This is a genomic window from Enterobacter cloacae complex sp. ECL414, from assembly GCF_021869685.1.
GTDB classification, from domain to species: Bacteria; Pseudomonadota; Gammaproteobacteria; order Enterobacterales; family Enterobacteriaceae; genus Enterobacter; species Enterobacter kobei.
The window spans coordinates 1,308,127-1,324,706 of record NZ_CP091481.1 but is presented as its reverse complement, the minus strand read 5'-3'; the positions used below and the strand labels follow the sequence as shown (position 1 = coordinate 1,324,706).

General features: G+C 54.4%; 14 protein-coding genes and 7 tRNA genes. 20 read left to right on the top strand and 1 reads right to left on the bottom strand.

What is annotated here, in order from left to right; genetic code table 11:
- Positions 1-2: 2 nt before the first annotated feature.
- The 10 genes from nagC (at position 3) to L3068_RS06095 (ending at position 4,853) form a co-directional block, all read left to right on the top strand.
- Positions 3-1,223, top strand: coding sequence for a DNA-binding transcriptional regulator NagC (gene nagC / locus L3068_RS06140; RefSeq protein WP_014883011.1), 1,221 nt, complete (start codon positions 3-5; stop codon positions 1,221-1,223).
- 45 nt (positions 1,224-1,268) lie between these two features.
- The gene (gene nagD, locus L3068_RS06135) at positions 1,269-2,021 is read left to right on the top strand and encodes a ribonucleotide monophosphatase NagD (RefSeq protein WP_008501057.1); all 753 of its coding nucleotides are present in this window, start codon (positions 1,269-1,271) and stop codon (positions 2,019-2,021) included.
- Positions 2,022-2,269: 248 nt separating this feature from the next.
- Complete coding sequence (gene asnB, locus L3068_RS06130; RefSeq protein ID WP_014883010.1) at positions 2,270-3,934, top strand: asparagine synthase B; 1,665 nt, start codon at positions 2,270-2,272, stop codon at positions 3,932-3,934.
- Positions 3,935-4,158: 224 nt separating this feature from the next.
- A tRNA-Met gene (locus L3068_RS06125) sits at positions 4,159-4,235 on the top strand.
- Positions 4,236-4,243: 8 nt separating this feature from the next.
- Positions 4,244-4,328, top strand: a tRNA-Leu gene (locus tag L3068_RS06120).
- Positions 4,329-4,351: 23 nt separating this feature from the next.
- A tRNA-Gln gene (locus L3068_RS06115) sits at positions 4,352-4,426 on the top strand.
- A gap of 32 nt (positions 4,427-4,458) precedes the next feature.
- Positions 4,459-4,533, top strand: a tRNA-Gln gene (locus L3068_RS06110).
- Positions 4,534-4,550: 17 nt separating this feature from the next.
- Positions 4,551-4,627 (top strand) — tRNA-Met (locus L3068_RS06105).
- Positions 4,628-4,667: 40 nt separating this feature from the next.
- Positions 4,668-4,742: transfer RNA gene (locus tag L3068_RS06100), tRNA-Gln, on the top strand.
- A 36-nt stretch (positions 4,743-4,778) separates the two neighbouring features.
- Positions 4,779-4,853 (top strand) — tRNA-Gln (locus L3068_RS06095).
- A gap of 116 nt (positions 4,854-4,969) precedes the next feature.
- Here the strand turns inward: L3068_RS06095 and ubiF are convergent.
- Positions 4,970-6,145 carry a 3-demethoxyubiquinol 3-hydroxylase gene (ubiF, locus tag L3068_RS06090; protein ID WP_117580657.1) on the bottom strand — a complete coding sequence of 392 codons (1,176 nt, stop codon included), beginning with the start codon at positions 6,143-6,145 and terminating at the stop codon, positions 4,970-4,972.
- A 135-nt stretch (positions 6,146-6,280) separates the two neighbouring features.
- Here ubiF and miaB point away from each other — a divergent pair, with 135 nt between their 5' ends.
- From miaB to rihA, 10 genes are all read left to right on the top strand, one after another.
- Positions 6,281-7,705 (top strand): tRNA (N6-isopentenyl adenosine(37)-C2)-methylthiotransferase MiaB, encoded by a 1,425-nt coding sequence (miaB, locus tag L3068_RS06085; RefSeq protein ID WP_014883008.1) that lies wholly within the window; start codon positions 6,281-6,283, stop codon positions 7,703-7,705.
- Between the two features lie 163 nt (positions 7,706-7,868).
- A complete protein-coding gene (locus L3068_RS06080) occupies positions 7,869-8,915 on the top strand; it encodes a PhoH family protein (RefSeq protein WP_014883007.1) in 1,047 nt (348 codons plus the stop codon).
- Positions 8,912-9,379 carry an rRNA maturation RNase YbeY gene (ybeY, locus tag L3068_RS06075; protein WP_008501052.1) on the top strand — a complete coding sequence of 156 codons (468 nt, stop codon included), beginning with the start codon at positions 8,912-8,914 and terminating at the stop codon, positions 9,377-9,379. The genes L3068_RS06080 and ybeY overlap by 4 nt, the downstream gene beginning before the upstream one ends.
- 89 nt (positions 9,380-9,468) lie before the next feature.
- Positions 9,469-10,347: a CNNM family magnesium/cobalt transport protein CorC gene (gene corC, locus L3068_RS06070; protein WP_014883006.1), complete on the top strand. Its 879-nt coding sequence runs from the start codon at positions 9,469-9,471 to the stop codon at positions 10,345-10,347.
- 5 nt (positions 10,348-10,352) lie between these two features.
- Positions 10,353-11,891, top strand: a complete 1,539-nt coding sequence (lnt, locus tag L3068_RS06065) for an apolipoprotein N-acyltransferase (RefSeq protein WP_058689807.1) — start codon at positions 10,353-10,355, stop codon at positions 11,889-11,891.
- A 401-nt stretch (positions 11,892-12,292) separates the two neighbouring features.
- Positions 12,293-13,198 (top strand): amino acid ABC transporter substrate-binding protein, encoded by a 906-nt coding sequence (locus L3068_RS06060; protein WP_014883004.1) that lies wholly within the window; start codon positions 12,293-12,295, stop codon positions 13,196-13,198.
- A 156-nt stretch (positions 13,199-13,354) separates the two neighbouring features.
- Positions 13,355-14,095 (top strand): glutamate/aspartate ABC transporter permease GltJ, encoded by a 741-nt coding sequence (gene gltJ / locus L3068_RS06055; protein ID WP_014883003.1) that lies wholly within the window; start codon positions 13,355-13,357, stop codon positions 14,093-14,095.
- Entirely contained in the window at positions 14,095-14,769 is a 675-nt protein-coding gene (gene gltK / locus L3068_RS06050) for a glutamate/aspartate ABC transporter permease GltK (RefSeq protein ID WP_032637193.1), read from the top strand. The genes gltJ and gltK overlap by 1 nt, the downstream gene beginning before the upstream one ends.
- A complete protein-coding gene (locus tag L3068_RS06045; RefSeq protein WP_014883001.1) occupies positions 14,769-15,494 on the top strand; it encodes an amino acid ABC transporter ATP-binding protein in 726 nt (241 codons plus the stop codon). Before gltK ends, L3068_RS06045 begins: the two co-directional genes overlap by 1 nt.
- Positions 15,495-15,614: 120 nt before the next feature.
- Positions 15,615-16,556 (top strand): pyrimidine-specific ribonucleoside hydrolase RihA, encoded by a 942-nt coding sequence (gene rihA / locus L3068_RS06040; RefSeq protein WP_117580659.1) that lies wholly within the window; start codon positions 15,615-15,617, stop codon positions 16,554-16,556.
- Positions 16,557-16,580 lie beyond the last annotated feature (24 nt).

Sequence of the window (16,580 nt, the reverse complement as noted above, 5' to 3'; positions counted from 1 at the left end):
GTATGACACCAGGCGGACAAGCTCAAATCGGTAATGTCGATCTCGTTAAACAACTTAACAGTGCGGCGGTATATCGCCTGATTGACCAACACGGGCCAATCTCTCGAATTCAGATAGCCGAACAAAGCCAGCTTGCTCCCGCCAGCGTGACAAAAATTACCCGCCAGCTTATTGAGCGCGGTTTGATCAAAGAAGTCGATCAGCAGGCCTCTACCGGGGGCCGCCGCGCTATCTCCATTATTACCGAAACCCGCAATTTTCAGGCGATTGGCGTTCGGCTCGGCCGTCATGACACCACGCTCACGCTCTACGATCTGAGCAGCAAAGCGATTGCGGAAGAGCACTATCCCCTTCCCGAGCGCACCCAGGAGACGCTGGAGCACGCGCTGCTGAATACCATCGCGCACTTTATTGAGAGCTGTCAGCGTAAGATCCGCGAGCTCATTGCAATTTCAGTGATTTTACCCGGTCTGGTCGACCCGGAAAGCGGCGTGATTCGCTACATGCCGCACATTCAGGTGGAAAACTGGGCGCTGGTCGATGCGCTGGAAAAACGCTTTAAAGTGACCTGTTTTGTCGGCCACGATATTCGTTCTCTGGCACTGGCAGAGCACTACTTTGGTGCGAGTCAGGACTGCGAAGACTCTATTCTGGTGCGTGTCCACCGCGGGACAGGCGCAGGTATTATTTCTAACGGTCGGATTTTTATTGGTCGCAACGGTAACGTCGGCGAGATCGGCCACATTCAGGTCGAGCCGCTGGGCGAACGCTGCCACTGCGGTAACTTCGGCTGCCTTGAAACCATTGCCGCCAACACGGCCATTGAGCAGCGCGTTCGCCATCTGCTTGAACAAGGTTACCAGAGTCGCGTCACGCTGGCTGATTGCAAGATAGGCACCATCTGCAAAGCCGCCAATAAAGGCGACGCGCTGGCCTGTGAGGTGATCGAGCAGGTTGGGCGCCATCTGGGGAAAACTATCGCCATCGCCATTAACCTGTTTAACCCACAAAAAGTGGTGATAGCCGGAGAAATTGTTGAAGCAGAAAAGGTGCTGCTCCCCGCGATTGAAGGCTGTATTAACACCCAGGCGCTGAAAGCATTCCGCCAGAATCTCCCTGTGGTTCGTTCAAAACTTGACCATCGCTCGGCAATTGGCGCTTTTGCGCTGGTGAAACGCGCCATGCTCAACGGTATTCTGCTGCAGCATTTGCTGGAAAGTTGATCGGACCTTATAGTAACGCCTTCTTTTTTTGATGTCGGAACGTCCATGACCATTAAGAATGTAATTTGTGATATCGACGGCGTGCTGATGCACGACAACGTTGCCGTACCAGGTGCTGCGGAGTTTCTTCACCGCATCATCGACAAAGGAATGCCTCTGGTTCTTCTCACGAACTACCCTTCTCAGACCGGTCAGGATCTGGCAAACCGCTTTGCGACGGCGGGCGTCGACGTCCCGGACAGTGTGTTTTATACCTCGGCGATGGCAACGGCGGATTTTCTGAAACGTCAGGAAGGCAAAAAAGCGTACGTGGTCGGCGAAGGCGCGCTGATCCACGAGCTGTATAAAGCGGGCTTTACGATTACCGATGTCAATCCGGACTTCGTGATTGTGGGTGAAACGCGCTCCTATAACTGGGAGATGATGCATAAAGCCTCGTTCTTCGTTGCCAACGGCGCGCGCTTCATTGCCACCAACCCGGATACCCACGGTCGAGGTTTTTATCCGGCCTGTGGCGCGCTGTGTGCCGGTATTGAAAAAATCTCCGGGCGCAAGCCATTCTATGTCGGCAAACCAAGCCCGTGGATCATCCGCGCCGCGCTCAATAAAATGCAGGCCCACTCAGAAGAAACGGTTATTGTCGGCGATAACCTGCGTACGGATATTCTGGCCGGCTTCCAGGCGGGTCTGGAAACCATTCTGGTGCTGTCCGGCGTCTCGCAGCTTGATGACATTGATTCGATGCCGTTCCGACCAAGCTGGATTTACCCCTCCGTCGATGAAATTGACATTATCTGATACCAAACCACGCTCAGGGCGTGGTTTTTCATTTTTAGCCCTTACAAATAAAACCATATCTAACAAAAAGCGCCTTTTATTGCATAATCATCAATAAAAGTGTTCATGGCGTACTCTTTTTTCACTATTCCGCAATCACCATTGCACTATTTCCGTTTTCGCCCGTAAATCTCTTGCGCCCCTTCTCCCTTTGCGGCATTTTCATAAGCAAGCAACATTACAAAGCAACAGGGTTAACGGAGAAGGTTATGTGTTCAATTTTTGGCGTACTGGATATTAAAACTGACGCAGGCGAACTGCGTAAAAAAGCACTCGAACTGTCCCGCCTGATGCGCCATCGCGGCCCGGACTGGTCAGGCGTTTACGCCAGTGATAAAGCGATTCTGGCTCACGAACGTCTGTCTATCGTAGACGTCAACGCCGGTGCACAGCCGCTGTATAACGAGAAAAAAACGCACGCGCTGGCTGTTAACGGTGAAATCTATAACCATCAGGCGCTGCGCGCCGAGTACGGCGATCGCTACGCCTTCCAGACCGGGTCTGACTGTGAAGTGATTCTGGCGCTCTATCAGGAGAAAGGTCCGGAATTCCTGGACGACCTGCAGGGTATGTTTGCCTTCGCCCTGTACGATAGCGAAAAAGACGCGTATCTGATTGGCCGCGACCATATCGGTATTATCCCGCTGTACATGGGCCACGATGAACACGGCAACTTCTATGTTGCCTCTGAAATGAAAGCTCTGGTACCGGTCTGCCGCACCATTAAAGAGTTCCCGGCAGGCAGCTATCTGTGGAGTAAAGACGGTGAGATCCGTCCGTACTACCAGCGCGACTGGTTCGATTATGACGCGGTTAAAGACAACGTGACGGATAAAGCCGAGCTGCGTCAGGCGCTGGAAGATTCCGTGAAAAGCCACCTGATGTCAGATGTACCTTACGGCGTGCTGCTCTCCGGCGGTCTGGACTCCTCCGTGATCTCCGCGATCACCAAGAAATTCGCCGCTCGCCGCGTGGAAGATCAGGAGCGCTCCGAAGCCTGGTGGCCGCAGCTGCACTCCTTTGCCGTGGGTCTTGAAGGGGCACCTGACCTGAAAGCTGCGCAGGAAGTGGCAAACCATCTGGGCACCGTGCACCATGAAATTCACTTCACCGTGCAGGAAGGCCTGGATGCAATCCGCGATGTGATCTATCACATTGAAACTTATGATGTTACTACCATTCGTGCCTCAACACCGATGTACCTGATGTCGCGTAAGATTAAAGCGATGGGCATCAAGATGGTCCTGTCCGGTGAAGGTTCTGACGAAGTGTTTGGCGGCTACCTGTACTTCCATAAAGCGCCAAACGCCAAAGAGCTGCATGAAGAGACCGTGCGTAAATTGCAGGCACTGCATATGTTTGACTGTGCACGTGCCAACAAAGCAATGTCGGCATGGGGAGTGGAAGCGCGTGTCCCGTTCCTGGATAAGAAATTCCTCGACGTGGCGATGCGTATCAACCCGCAGGACAAAATGTGCGGCAACGGTAAAATGGAAAAACATATCCTGCGCGAATGTTTTGAATCATACCTGCCCGCGAGCGTGGCGTGGCGTCAGAAAGAGCAGTTCTCTGATGGTGTAGGTTACAGCTGGATCGACACCCTGAAAGAGGTGGCAGCAAAACAGATTTCCGACCAGCAACTGGAAACGGCAAGCTTCCGCTTCCCGTACAACACGCCGGGCTCGAAGGAAGCGTACCTGTACCGCGAAATCTTTGAAGAGCTGTTCCCGGTGCCGAGTGCGGCAGAGTGTGTTCCGGGTGGCCCATCCGTCGCCTGCTCGTCTGCCAAAGCGATTGAATGGGATGAATCTTTCAAAGCGATGAACGATCCATCAGGCCGCGCGGTAGGCGTTCACCAGTCTGCCTACAAATAATCGCGACGATTCTAATCAGGCCCCTCTGGGGCCTTTTTTTTGCCTTGCATTTCACTCTCGAAAAACGATTAATAACCAATAATTGCCGAATATTCGGTCACGCTGTTCGCAACCTAACCAAACAGTCACATTCCGGCTATTTTCGTTGAAAAAGGTGTTGACGCTGCAAGGGTCTATACGCATAATGCGCCCCGCAACGCCGATAAGGTAACGCGAAAAAAGATGGCTACGTAGCTCAGTTGGTTAGAGCACATCACTCATAATGATGGGGTCACAGGTTCGAATCCCGTCGTAGCCACCATCTTTTTTGCGGGAGTGGCGAAATTGGTAGACGCACCAGATTTAGGTTCTGGCGCCGCAAGGTGTGCGAGTTCAAGTCTCGCCTCCCGCACCATTCCCAGGTAAGCGTTGCACGGATGGGGTATCGCCAAGCGGTAAGGCACCGGTTTTTGATACCGGCATTCCCTGGTTCGAATCCAGGTACCCCAGCCATATTTCTTCGATTTTGCGGTTCTCCGCGGTATTGGGGTATCGCCAAGCGGTAAGGCACCGGTTTTTGATACCGGCATTCCCTGGTTCGAATCCAGGTACCCCAGCCATCGAAGATTGCAGTACTGGCTACGTAGCTCAGTTGGTTAGAGCACATCACTCATAATGATGGGGTCACAGGTTCGAATCCCGTCGTAGCCACCAAATTAAGATTGTCGATTTTTCGGTAATCAAGACAAATTGTTGGGGTATCGCCAAGCGGTAAGGCACCGGATTCTGATTCCGGCATTCCGAGGTTCGAATCCTCGTACCCCAGCCAATTTAAAAAGTCGTTAAGCAGTTTGTTTAACGCAATTGGGGTGTCGCCAAGCGGTAAGGCTCTGGTTTCTGATACCAGCATTCCGGGGTTCGAATCCCTGCACCCCAGCCACTTAAAAACAAATAAGCCCGCTCTGCGGGCTTTTTTGTTTTTGTTGTTTGTGCGGCCTGATGCCCCCTCACCCTACCCCTCTCCCCAAAGGGGCGAGGGAATAGTCGAAGCAGCGATTAAAGTCCGAGAGCGTATTTCAGGGCCTGACGTTTCAACCCGCCGGCACGTTCCGCCGCCATGAGGCCAATGTTACGCAGAATACGTACTGGCGCTAAGTCATTGCTGAACCCGGCATAGAACAGATCCATTCCCGACTGCATAATAAAATTATCCGCCATACGTCGCGTCTGGTAACGCTTCAGTACCTGATGGCTGGACCACGCTTCCGCATGCCCGCGCGCATGACTTAAAACGTCCAGTAACGCGTCAACGTCACGATACCCAAGATTTACCCCCTGCCCGGCCAGCGGGTGTATGGTGTGTGCCGCATCCCCCACCAGCGCCAGCCCGTCACGGGCATACTGCAAAGCGTGACGTCGCGTGAGCGGGAATGCGCCAGCGGCGACTGGTGTGATATGCCCCAGACGGCTCGGGAAGTGCTGCAGGATCTCGCGCTGCAGTTGTTCCATTGAAAGCCCTTGTAGCTGGCGAATGCGCGCCGGTTTGTCGTACCACACCAGTGACGCCCAATGATCAAATAGCGGTAAAAAGGCATGCGGGCCATTCGGCGTAAAGTGCTGCCAGGTGCTCTCACCCGGCAAATTCTCACACTGGACGGTAATCAGCATACAAGACTGCTCATACTGCCAGGCATGTACCCCAATACCTGCCATCTGTCTGACCTGAGAATTGGCACCATCCGCCCCGACGACCAGCTTCACAGCCAGCTCATCACCGCTGTCGAGCGTCAGCAAATAGCCGCTTTCGTGAGTATGAAGTGCCTTAAGTGACGCAGGAATACGCAGCGTCACCTTCGGGTGTGCCTCCAGGGCCTGCCAGAGCGCCAGCTGGAGCACATTGTTTTCCACCATGTAGCCCAGGCGCGGCAGCTTCAGCTCCGCAGCATCAAACGCAACGTGGGCATTTTCCCACTCCCAGGTTTCAAGACGGCTGTAGGGATGCGCACGCATCGCCTGCACCGTTTCCCAGACGCCCAGACCGCGCAGCAGATCGACTGACGCCGCGCTGATAGCAGAAATGCGCACATCCGGCTTGCTGGCGGGATCGAATGCCGGCGGTGCAGCCTGTTCAATTACCGTTACCTCAAATCCCTGCTGCGCCAGCCCCAGCGCCAGTGCGCCGCCGACCATACCGCCGCCGACAACGGCAACTTCGGTGTGTTGGAGTGTCATGGTCATTTTTCCTTATTGGAGAATCCCTTAAGTTTACCGGATTTTTGCGGTCCTGAGACACATAACCTTCATACTGGTCACAACCCCACCAAAGCATTACAATACGCGGCTTGCAATCCTGAGCTGAGCAAGTCGATGACTAAAAAACTCCATATAAAAACCTGGGGCTGTCAGATGAACGAATACGATTCATCCAAGATGGCCGATCTGCTGGACACCACCCACGGATACCAGCTGACTGAAAATCCGAAAGAAGCCGACGTGTTGCTGCTGAACACCTGTTCAATTCGTGAAAAAGCGCAGGAAAAAGTCTTCCACGTGTTAGGCCGCTGGAAACTTCTCAAACGAAAAAATCCGGACCTGATCATCGGCGTGGGCGGTTGCGTCGCATCACAGGAAGGTAAGCTCATCCGCCAGAGAGCCCCCTATGTGGATATCGTCTTTGGCCCGCAGACCCTGCACCGCCTGCCGGAGATGATCAACCAGGTTCGCGGTAATCGTAGCCCGGTCGTTGACGTCAGCTTCCCGGAGATCGAGAAATTTGACCGTCTGCCAGAACCGCGCGCAGATGGCCCGACCGCTTTCGTTTCCATCATGGAAGGCTGCAACAAATACTGCACTTACTGTGTGGTGCCTTATACCCGTGGCGAAGAAGTCAGCCGCCCGGCAGACGATATTCTGTTTGAAATCGCGCAGCTTGCCGCGCAGGGCGTTCGCGAAGTGAACCTGCTGGGCCAGAACGTTAACGCCTGGCGTGGGGAGAACTACGACGGCACCACCGGCACCTTTGCTGAACTGCTGCGCCTGGTGGCCGCGATTGACGGTATCGACCGTATTCGCTTTACCACCAGCCATCCGATGGAATTCACCGATGACATCATTGATGTCTATCGCGATACGCCAGAGCTGGTGAGCTTCCTGCATCTGCCGATTCAGTGCGGCTCTGACCGCGTTCTGAACCTGATGGGCCGTCCGCATACGGTTCTGGAGTACAAATCCACCATCCGTAAGCTGCGTGAAGCGCGTCCGGATATCCAGATAAGCTCCGACTTTATTGTCGGCTTCCCTGGTGAAACCGCGGATGACTTCGAGCGCACCATGAAGCTCATTGGTGAAGTGAATTTTGACGTCAGCTACAGCTTTATCTTCTCCGCGCGTCCTGGAACCCCTGCGGCCGATATGGTTGACGATGTGCCGGAAGAAGAGAAAAAGCAGCGTCTGTATATTCTGCAGGAGCGCATCAACCAGCAGGCCAACGCCTGGAGCCGCCGTATGCTCGGCACCGTCCAGCGCATACTGGTAGAAGGCACCTCGCGCAAGAGCATTATGGAACTCTCCGGTCGTACAGAAAACAACCGCGTGGTGAATTTTGAAGGTACCCCGGACATGATCGGTAAATTTGTGGACGTTGAGATTGTCGAAGTGCTCACCAACTCACTGCGTGCGAAAGTGGTCCGCACTGAAGACGAAATGGGCCTGCGTATTGCCGAGTCACCGGAATCCGTCATTTCGCGTACCCGCAAAGAAAACGATTCTGGCGTGGGGATTTACCAGCCTTAATCCTTCGGGCCTGCCGCTTCGGCAGGCCTTGTATTTCCTCTCATCGTCCCCAATATCATCTGCAATGCTTGCGCCTTTATTCTATGGCGTGAATAATTTCGGTAATGACCGTTTTATTACGCCGGGTGGCAGCGGGTCAGCTAACCAATCAAAGAGGAACAGTTTGAACATAGATACGCGTGAAATCAGCCTAACGCCCGCAGACAACGCTCGCCTGCTGAGCCTGTGCGGACCGTTTGATGACAACATCAAACAACTGGAGCGACGTCTGGGTATCGAAATCAATCGTCGCGATAATCACTTCAAACTTACCGGACGCCCTATCTGCGTCAATGCGGCTGCAGATATCCTGCGCAGCCTGTATGTCGATACCGCCCCGATGCGCGGCGAAATTCAGGATATCGAACCGGAACAAATTCACCTCGCCATTAAAGAGGCGCGCGTGCTTGAGCAGAGCGCGGAAAGTGTGCCGGACTACGGTAAGGCCATCAACATCAAGACCAAGCGTGGCGTCATTAAGCCGCGTACGCCAAACCAGGCGCAGTACATCGCCAATATTCTCGACCACGACATCACCTTCGGCGTGGGGCCGGCGGGTACGGGTAAAACCTATCTGGCCGTTGCCGCGGCGGTGGATGCGCTGGAACGTCAGGAAATCCGCCGTATCCTGCTGACCCGTCCGGCGGTGGAAGCGGGTGAAAAACTGGGCTTCCTGCCGGGCGACCTGAGTCAGAAGGTCGACCCGTATCTGCGTCCTTTATACGATGCGCTGTTCGAGATGCTCGGCTTTGAGAAGGTCGAAAAGCTGATTGAGCGTAACGTGATTGAAGTGGCCCCACTCGCCTACATGCGTGGTCGCACGTTAAACGACGCGTTCATCATTCTTGATGAAAGCCAGAACACCACCATCGAACAGATGAAGATGTTCCTGACGCGTATTGGCTTTAACTCGAAAGCGGTCATCACCGGTGACGTTACCCAGATCGACCTGCCGCGCAGCACCAAATCGGGCCTGCGCCACGCCATTGAAGTGCTGGCCGAAGTCGATGAAATCAGCTTTAACTTCTTCCACAGTGAAGACGTGGTACGCCATCCGGTGGTTGCGCGCATCGTTAACGCCTATGAAGCCTGGGAAGAGGCGGATCAAAAACGCAGGGCCGAACTGGCCGCAGAACGTAAGCGCGACGCGCAGGAGCAAGAACAGAAATGAGTCAGGTGATCCTCGATTTACAGCTGGCCTGTGAAGACAATTCCGGTATGCCAGATGAGGCACAGTTTCAGAAATGGCTGGATGCCGTTATCCCCCAGTTTCAGGAAGAATCAGAAGTGACGATTCGCCTGGTGGATGAGGCAGAAAGCCATGAGCTTAACCTGACTTACCGTGGGAAAGATAAGCCAACCAACGTGCTCTCTTTCCCGTTCGAAGCCCCGCCGGGTATCGAGATGCCGCTGCTAGGGGATCTGATCATCTGCCGTCAGGTGGTTGAACAGGAAGCCAAAGAGCAGCAAAAGCCGCTGGAAGCCCACTGGGCGCATATGGTGGTGCATGGCAGCCTGCATCTGCTTGGCTACGATCATATTGAAGATGACGAAGCGGAAGAGATGGAGTCCCTCGAGACAGAGATAATGCTTGCTCTGGGCTATGAGGATCCGTACATTGCCGAGAAAGAATAGTCAGTTAACTTACTGACGACTATGCCGCCGCGCAGGGAATTCGCGTGGCGGTAAATGTTGAACTAACAAGAGAACCCTTAACAAACGCCATGAGCGACGACAATTCACACAGTAGCGACACGACAAACACTAAAAAGGGATTTTTCTCCCTCATTCTGAACCAGCTTTTCCACGGCGAACCCAAGAACCGTGATGAACTGCTGGAGCTGATTCGTGATTCCGGGCAAAACGACCTTATCGACGAAGATACGCGCGAAATGCTCGAAGGGGTGATGGACATTGCTGACCAGCGTGTTCGCGATATCATGATCCCCCGCTCGCAGATGATCACCCTGAAACGTAACCAGACCCTGGACGAGTGCCTCGATGTGATCATCGAATCCGCCCACTCGCGTTTCCCGGTCATCAGCGAAGATAAAGATCACATCGAAGGGATTTTGATGGCGAAAGATCTGCTGCCGTTTATGCGCAGCGATGCCGAAGCCTTCAGCATGGAAAAAGTGTTACGCCAGGCCGTGGTTGTGCCGGAAAGTAAACGTGTGGACCGGATGCTGAAAGAGTTTCGCTCTCAGCGTTACCACATGGCGATTGTTATTGATGAATTTGGCGGCGTTTCCGGACTGGTCACGATCGAGGATATTCTTGAGCTGATCGTGGGAGAAATCGAAGATGAGTATGACGAAGAGGAAGATATCGACTTCCGTCAGCTCAGCCGCCATACCTGGACCGTGCGCGCGCTGGCCTCGATTGAGGACTTCAACGACGCTTTCGGCACTCACTTCAGTGATGAAGAGGTCGATACCATTGGCGGGCTGGTGATGCAGGCCTTTGGCCACCTTCCGGCGCGCGGTGAAACCGTTGACATCGACGGTTACCAGTTCAAAGTGGCAATGGCCGACAGCCGCCGTATTATACAGGTTCATGTCAGAACGCCGGACGACTCACCGGTGCCAAAACTGGAAGATTAATGTAAATGGCATTTGCCCCATTACTTGAACGCCAGCGCGTCCGTTTGCTGCTGGCGCTGTTACTCGGAGCCAGCGGTACGCTGGCTTTTTCTCCTTACGATATCTGGCCTGCGGCTATTCTCTCCCTGATGGGGCTTCAGGGTCTGACCCTGAACCGGCGTCCGGTACAGGCTGCCGCCATCGGTTACTTCTGGGGACTGGGGCTCTTTGGCTCCGGCATTAACTGGGTCTACGTCAGCATCGCCCAGTTTGGCGGTATGCCGGGCCCGGTTAACGTCTTCCTGGTCGTCCTGCTCGCGGCATATCTCTCACTGTATACTGGTCTGTTCGCAGGGATCCTTTCCCGCCTGTGGCCTAAAACCACCTGGCTGCGCGTCGCCATTGCCGCGCCGGTGGTCTGGCAAATCACCGAATTCCTGCGCGGTTGGATACTGACCGGCTTCCCGTGGCTGCAGTTCGGCTACAGCCAGATTGATGGCCCGCTGAAAGGCCTGGCCCCGGTCATGGGCGTTGAGGCAATCAACTTCCTGCTAATGGTGGTCAGCGGCCTGCTGATCCTGGCGCTGGTCACGCGTTGCTGGAAACCGCTGGCCGTGGCGCTGGTGCTGTTTGCCCTGCCCTTCCCGCTGCGGTATATCCAGTGGTTCACGCCTGAGCCTGAGCGCACCATGCAGGTTTCTATGGTGCAGGGAAATATCCCGCAATCTATGAAGTGGGATGAAAAAGAGCTGCTGAACACGCTGAAGATCTACGCCAACGCCACCGAAGAGGTGATGGGTAAATCGCAGCTGATCATCTGGCCGGAATCCGCCATTCCCGATCTGGAGATCAATCAGCAGCCGTTCCTGAACATGATGAACGACTTGCTGCTGGCTCGCGGCAGCACGCTGATTACCGGGATTGTCGATGCGCGTCTGAATCAGCAGAACCGTTATGACACCTACAACACCATCATTACGCTCGGCAAAGACAGCGAATACAGCTACAACTCCACGGATCGGTACAACAAGAACCACCTGGTGCCGTTTGGTGAATTTGTTCCGCTGGAGTCAATTCTGCGCCCGCTGGCGCCGTTCTTTGATCTGCCGATGTCCTCCTTCAGCCGTGGCCCGTACGTACAGCCCCAGCTGCATGCGCACGGCCTTGCCCTGACGGCGGCCATCTGCTACGAAATCATTCTCGGCGAGCAGGTTCGCGATAACTTCCGCCCGGATACCGACTACCTGCTGACCATCTCCAACGATGCGTGGTTCGGTAAATCTATCGGCCCGTGGCAGCATTTCCAGATGGCGCGTATGCGTTCTCTGGAGCTGGCTCGCCCATTGCTGCGCAGCACCAACAACGGCATCACCGCCGTGATTGGTCCACAGGGTGAAATCCAGGCCATGATCCCGCAGTTTACCCGTGAGGTGTTGACCACAAAAGTCACACCAACCACCGGCCTGACGCCGTATGCCCGCACCGGCAACTGGCCGCTGTGGATCCTGACCGCGCTGTTCGGTTTCGGTGCCGTGCTGATGAGCCTGCGTCAGCGTCGTCGCTAATCTTACCTTCTGTTGCCGGGTGGCGCTAACGCTTACCCGGCCTACATTTTGACTCCCGTAGCTCGGGTAAGGCGTAGCCGCCACCCGACAAATTCCTTCCAGTGCCAAATCTGGCACGCCTGTTGCTTTGTATATTCACGCAAACGCAGTTTGGCTTAACGTGCAACCTTGTCGCACCAGCGTAGATCATCGGTAGCACCGAAACGGTGCAACGGGAGATATTTGCCTCTGAATGGTGCGGCGCGCTTCGCAAAAATAAACAATAACGCAGCAAAATCTTTACATTAAGCCAGACTAAATGTTAACAAGCTTGCATAACACTGCACTCGCATCGCGCGAGATATAACAACATCACAATGGGTATCAATGCGTCACTGGCGCTGATAAGAAAGGAGTTGGGTATGCAATTACGTAAACTGGCCACAGCAATGCTGGTTATGGGAATGTCTGCCGGCGTGGTTCACGCTGAAGATGCTCCGGCAGCAGGCAGTACTCTCGACAAGATTGCCAAAAACGGCGTCATCGTGGTCGGCCACCGTGAATCTTCCGTCCCGTTCTCTTACTACGACAACACGCAAAAAGTCGTGGGCTATTCACAGGATTACTCCAACGCCATCGTTGAAGCTGTGAAGAAAAAGCTGAACAAACCTGACCTGCAGGTGAAGCTGATCCCAATCACTTCACAGAACCGTATTCCACTGCTGCAAAACGGCACCTTTGATTTTGAGTGTGGCTCTACCACCAATAACCTCGAGCGTCAGAAACAGGCCGCTTTCTCTGACACCATCTTCGTCGTGGGCACCCGTCTGCTGACGAAGAAAGGCGGTGATATCAAAGATTTTGCTGACCTGAAAGGCAAAGCGGTCGTCGTAACGTCCGGTACCACCTCAGAAGTGCTGCTGCACAAGCTGAACGACGAGAAGAAAATGGATATGCGCATCATCAGCGCGAAAGACCATGGCGACTCCTTCCGCACCCTGGAAAGTGGCCGTGCCGTCGCGTTTATGATGGATGACGCCCTGCTGGCGGGTGAGCGTGCGAAAGCGAAGAAACCAGACAACTGGGATATCGTCGGCACCGCGCAGTCAAAAGAAGCTTACGGCTGCATGCTGCGTAAAGACGATCCGCAGTTCAAGAAGCTGATCGATGACACTATCGCCCAGGTACAGACTTCCGGCGAAGCGGAAAAATGGTTCGACAAATGGTTCAAGAACCCGATTCCACCAAAAAATCTCAACATGAACTTTGAACTGTCTGATGACATGAAAGCGCTGTTCAAATCTCCAAATGACAAGGCTCTTAACTAATTAGAACAACAGGGGCGGGATCTCCTGCCCTCTCGATTGTCGGGAAGCATGGACAGACTATACGTTGAGTGGTCGTTCCCCACTCAGCGCGAAAAATGAGCTTCTCACCAATCTTCGAGGGTAGCGCTGCTACCCTTTTTTTTTCTGGAGTTTATTATGTCAATAGACTGGAACTGGGGCATATTCCTGCAACAAGCCCCGTTCGGCAACACCACCTATCTTGGCTGGCTGTGGAGCGGCTTCCAGGTCACCGTGGCACTATCGATAACAGCGTGGATTATCGCGTTTCTTGTCGGTTCGCTGTTCGGTATTCTGCGCACCGTCCCTAACCGTTTTCTTTCAACACTGGGCACGCTCTATGTGGAACTGTTCCGTAACGTTCCGCTCATCGTGCAATTCTTTACCTGGTATCTGGTTATCCCGGAACTGCTGCCGGAAAATATTGGCATGTGGTTCAAGTCGGAGCTGGATCCAAATGTGCAGTTCTTTGTCTCCTCCATGATGTGTCTGGGGCTGTTTACCGCTGCGCGCGTTTGTGAGCAGGTGCGTGCCGCCATTCAGTCATTACCCCGCGGACAAAAAAATGCGGGTCTGGCGATGGGTCTGACCCTGCCGCAAACCTACCGCTACGTGCTGCTGCCTAATGCCTACCGCGTTATCGTGCCACCGATGACCTCGGAGATGATGAACCTGGTGAAAAACTCGGCCATCGCCTCCACTATCGGCCTGGTCGATATGGCGGCCCAGGCGGGCAAGCTGCTGGATTACTCCGCTCACGCGTGGGAATCCTTCACCGCGATCACGCTCGCGTATGTTCTGATTAACGCTTTCATCATGCTGGTGATGAACCTGGTTGAACGCAAAGTACGCCTGCCGGGCAATCTGGGGGGCAAATAATGTACGAATTTGACTGGAGTTCTATCGTTCCTTCCTTACCTTACCTGCTGGATGGCCTGGTGATTACCTTAAAAATCACCGTTATTGCCATCATCATTGGTATCGTCTGGGGCACCCTGCTGGCGGTGATGCGCCTGTCGAGCTTTAAGCCACTCGCCTGGTTTGCGACCGCCTACGTTAACGTTTTCCGCTCCATCCCGCTGGTGATGGTGCTGCTGTGGTTTTACCTGATTGTTCCGGGCTTCTTACAGAACGTGCTGGGACTGTCGCCGAAAACCGATATCCGCCTGATCTCGGCGATGGTGGCGTTCTCAATGTTTGAGGCCGCTTACTACTCAGAGATTATCCGCGCGGGCATTCAGAGCATCTCCCGCGGGCAATCCAGCGCCGCGCTGGCGCTGGGGATGACGCACTGGCAGTCCATGCAGCTGATTATTCTGCCGCAGGCGTTTCGCGCCATGGTTCCGCTCCTGTTGACCCAGGGCATTGTGCTGTTCCAGGATACCTCGCTGGTGTATGTCCTGAGTCTGGCAGACTTCTTCCGTACCGCGTCAACCATCGGTGAACGTGATGGTACGCAGGTCGAGATGGTGCTCTTCGCGGGCGCGGTCTATTTTGTGATTAGTTTAAGCGCGTCGCTGTTGGTCAGCTGGCTGAAGAAAAGGACGGTATAATGATTTCCCTGAAAAATGTTTCTAAATGGTATGGGCACTTTCAGGTGCTGACCGACTGCTCCACGGAAGTGAAAAAAGGCGACGTGGTGGTGGTGTGCGGCCCGTCCGGTTCCGGTAAGTCCACGCTGATCAAAACCGTTAATGGTCTGGAACCTGTGCAGCAGGGCGAAATTGTTGTTAACGGCACCAAAGTGAACGACAAAAAAACCAACCTTGCCCAGCTTCGCTCTCACGTTGGCATGGTGTTCCAGCACTTTGAGCTGTTCCCTCACCTCTCTATCATCGAGAACCTGACGCTGGCGCAGGTGAAAGTGCTTAAGCGCGATAAAAAAGCATCGCGTGAGAAAGGCCTTAAGCTTCTGGAGCGCGTTGGGCTTTCTGCACATGCCGATAAGTTCCCGGCGCAGCTTTCGGGTGGTCAGCAGCAGCGTGTCGCGATCGCACGCGCGCTGTGTATGGATCCGGTGGCAATGCTGTTTGATGAACCGACGTCGGCGCTCGATCCAGAGATGATCAACGAAGTGCTCGACGTTATGGTCGAGCTGGCGCACGAAGGGATGACCATGATGGTGGTGACGCACGAAATGGGCTTCGCCCGTAAAGTGGCCAACCGCGTCATCTTTATGGACGAAGGGAAGATCGTGGAAGACTCGCCGAAAGAAGAGTTCTTCGCGAACCCGAAATCCGAACGTGCAAAAGATTTCCTCGCCAAAATCCTGCATTAATCTTCTCAGTGCGCAATCTGCGGATTGCGCACTGCCTCACGCTTTCGCGCTCTTGTTCTCGTCGGCGTCACATTGCAGCGTTAACCTTGTCACAAAATAACGCTACGTATGGAGAACGCTATGGCACAGCCTATTATTCTCGATTGCGATCCGGGTCATGATGACGCCATTGCTCTCGTCCTCGCTCTTGCCTCCCCTGAACTGGACGTAAAAGCGGTTACCGCATCCGCCGGAAATCAGACGCCGGATAAAACCTTGCGCAACGTGCTGCGCATGCTGACCCTGCTCAAACGCACCGATATTCCTGTCGCCGGCGGCGCCGTGAAACCGCTGATGCGCGAGCTGATCATTGCGGATAACGTTCATGGCGAAAGTGGACTGGACGGCCCTGAACTGCCGGAACCGGGCTTCGCGCCACAAGGCTGCACCGCCGTTGAGTTGATGGCGAAGGTGCTGCGCGAAAGTGCAGAGCCCGTGACGCTGGTGGCTACAGGTCCGCAGACGAACGTGGCCTTGCTGCTTAACAGCCATCCAGAACTGCACGGTAAAATCGCCCGGATCGTCATCATGGGCGGCGCAATGGGGCTCGGAAACTGGACGCCAGCCGCGGAGTTCAATATCTATGTTGACCCTGAAGCCGCAGAGATCGTTTTCCAGTCCGGTCTGCCGATTGTGATGGCGGGGCTGGATGTGACGCATCGGGCCCAAATTATGGCAGACGATATTGAACGCTTCCGCTCTGTGGGTAATCCGGTGGCAACGACTGTGGCAGAACTGCTCGACTTCTTTATGGAGTACCACAAAGCCGAGAAATGGGGCTTCCATGGCGCACCGCTGCATGACCCGTGCACGATTGCCTGGCTGTTGAAACCTGAGATGTTTACCACGGTTGACCGCTGGGTTGGTGTGGAAACGCAGGGGAAATATACCCAGGGAATGACGGTGGTGGATTACTACTCGCTGACGGGGAACGAGCCGAATACTGCGGTGATGGTGGATATCGACCGGGAAGCGTTTGTAGATTTGCTGGCGGAGAGACTGGCTTACTATAGTGCGGCCTGATGCCCTCACCCCAACCCTCTCCCA

What these genes read in the sequence shown, in the direction of transcription:
- nagC (WP_014883011.1), top strand. Translation starts at nt 3, where the DNA reads ATGACACCAGGCGGACAAGCTCAAATCGGTAATGTCGATCTCGTTAAA.
- nagD (WP_008501057.1), top strand. Translation starts at nt 1,269, where the DNA reads ATGACCATTAAGAATGTAATTTGTGATATCGACGGCGTGCTGATGCAC.
- asnB (WP_014883010.1), top strand. Translation starts at nt 2,270, where the DNA reads ATGTGTTCAATTTTTGGCGTACTGGATATTAAAACTGACGCAGGCGAA.
- ubiF (WP_117580657.1), bottom strand. Translation starts at nt 6,145, where the DNA reads ATGACACTCCAACACACCGAAGTTGCCGTTGTCGGCGGCGGTATGGTC.
- miaB (WP_014883008.1), top strand. Translation starts at nt 6,281, where the DNA reads ATGACTAAAAAACTCCATATAAAAACCTGGGGCTGTCAGATGAACGAA.
- ybeY (WP_008501052.1), top strand. Translation starts at nt 8,912, where the DNA reads ATGAGTCAGGTGATCCTCGATTTACAGCTGGCCTGTGAAGACAATTCC.
- corC (WP_014883006.1), top strand. Translation starts at nt 9,469, where the DNA reads ATGAGCGACGACAATTCACACAGTAGCGACACGACAAACACTAAAAAG.
- lnt (WP_058689807.1), top strand. Translation starts at nt 10,353, where the DNA reads ATGGCATTTGCCCCATTACTTGAACGCCAGCGCGTCCGTTTGCTGCTG.
- L3068_RS06060 (WP_014883004.1), top strand. Translation starts at nt 12,293, where the DNA reads ATGCAATTACGTAAACTGGCCACAGCAATGCTGGTTATGGGAATGTCT.
- gltJ (WP_014883003.1), top strand. Translation starts at nt 13,355, where the DNA reads ATGTCAATAGACTGGAACTGGGGCATATTCCTGCAACAAGCCCCGTTC.
- gltK (WP_032637193.1), top strand. Translation starts at nt 14,095, where the DNA reads ATGTACGAATTTGACTGGAGTTCTATCGTTCCTTCCTTACCTTACCTG.
- L3068_RS06045 (WP_014883001.1), top strand. Translation starts at nt 14,769, where the DNA reads ATGATTTCCCTGAAAAATGTTTCTAAATGGTATGGGCACTTTCAGGTG.
- rihA (WP_117580659.1), top strand. Translation starts at nt 15,615, where the DNA reads ATGGCACAGCCTATTATTCTCGATTGCGATCCGGGTCATGATGACGCC.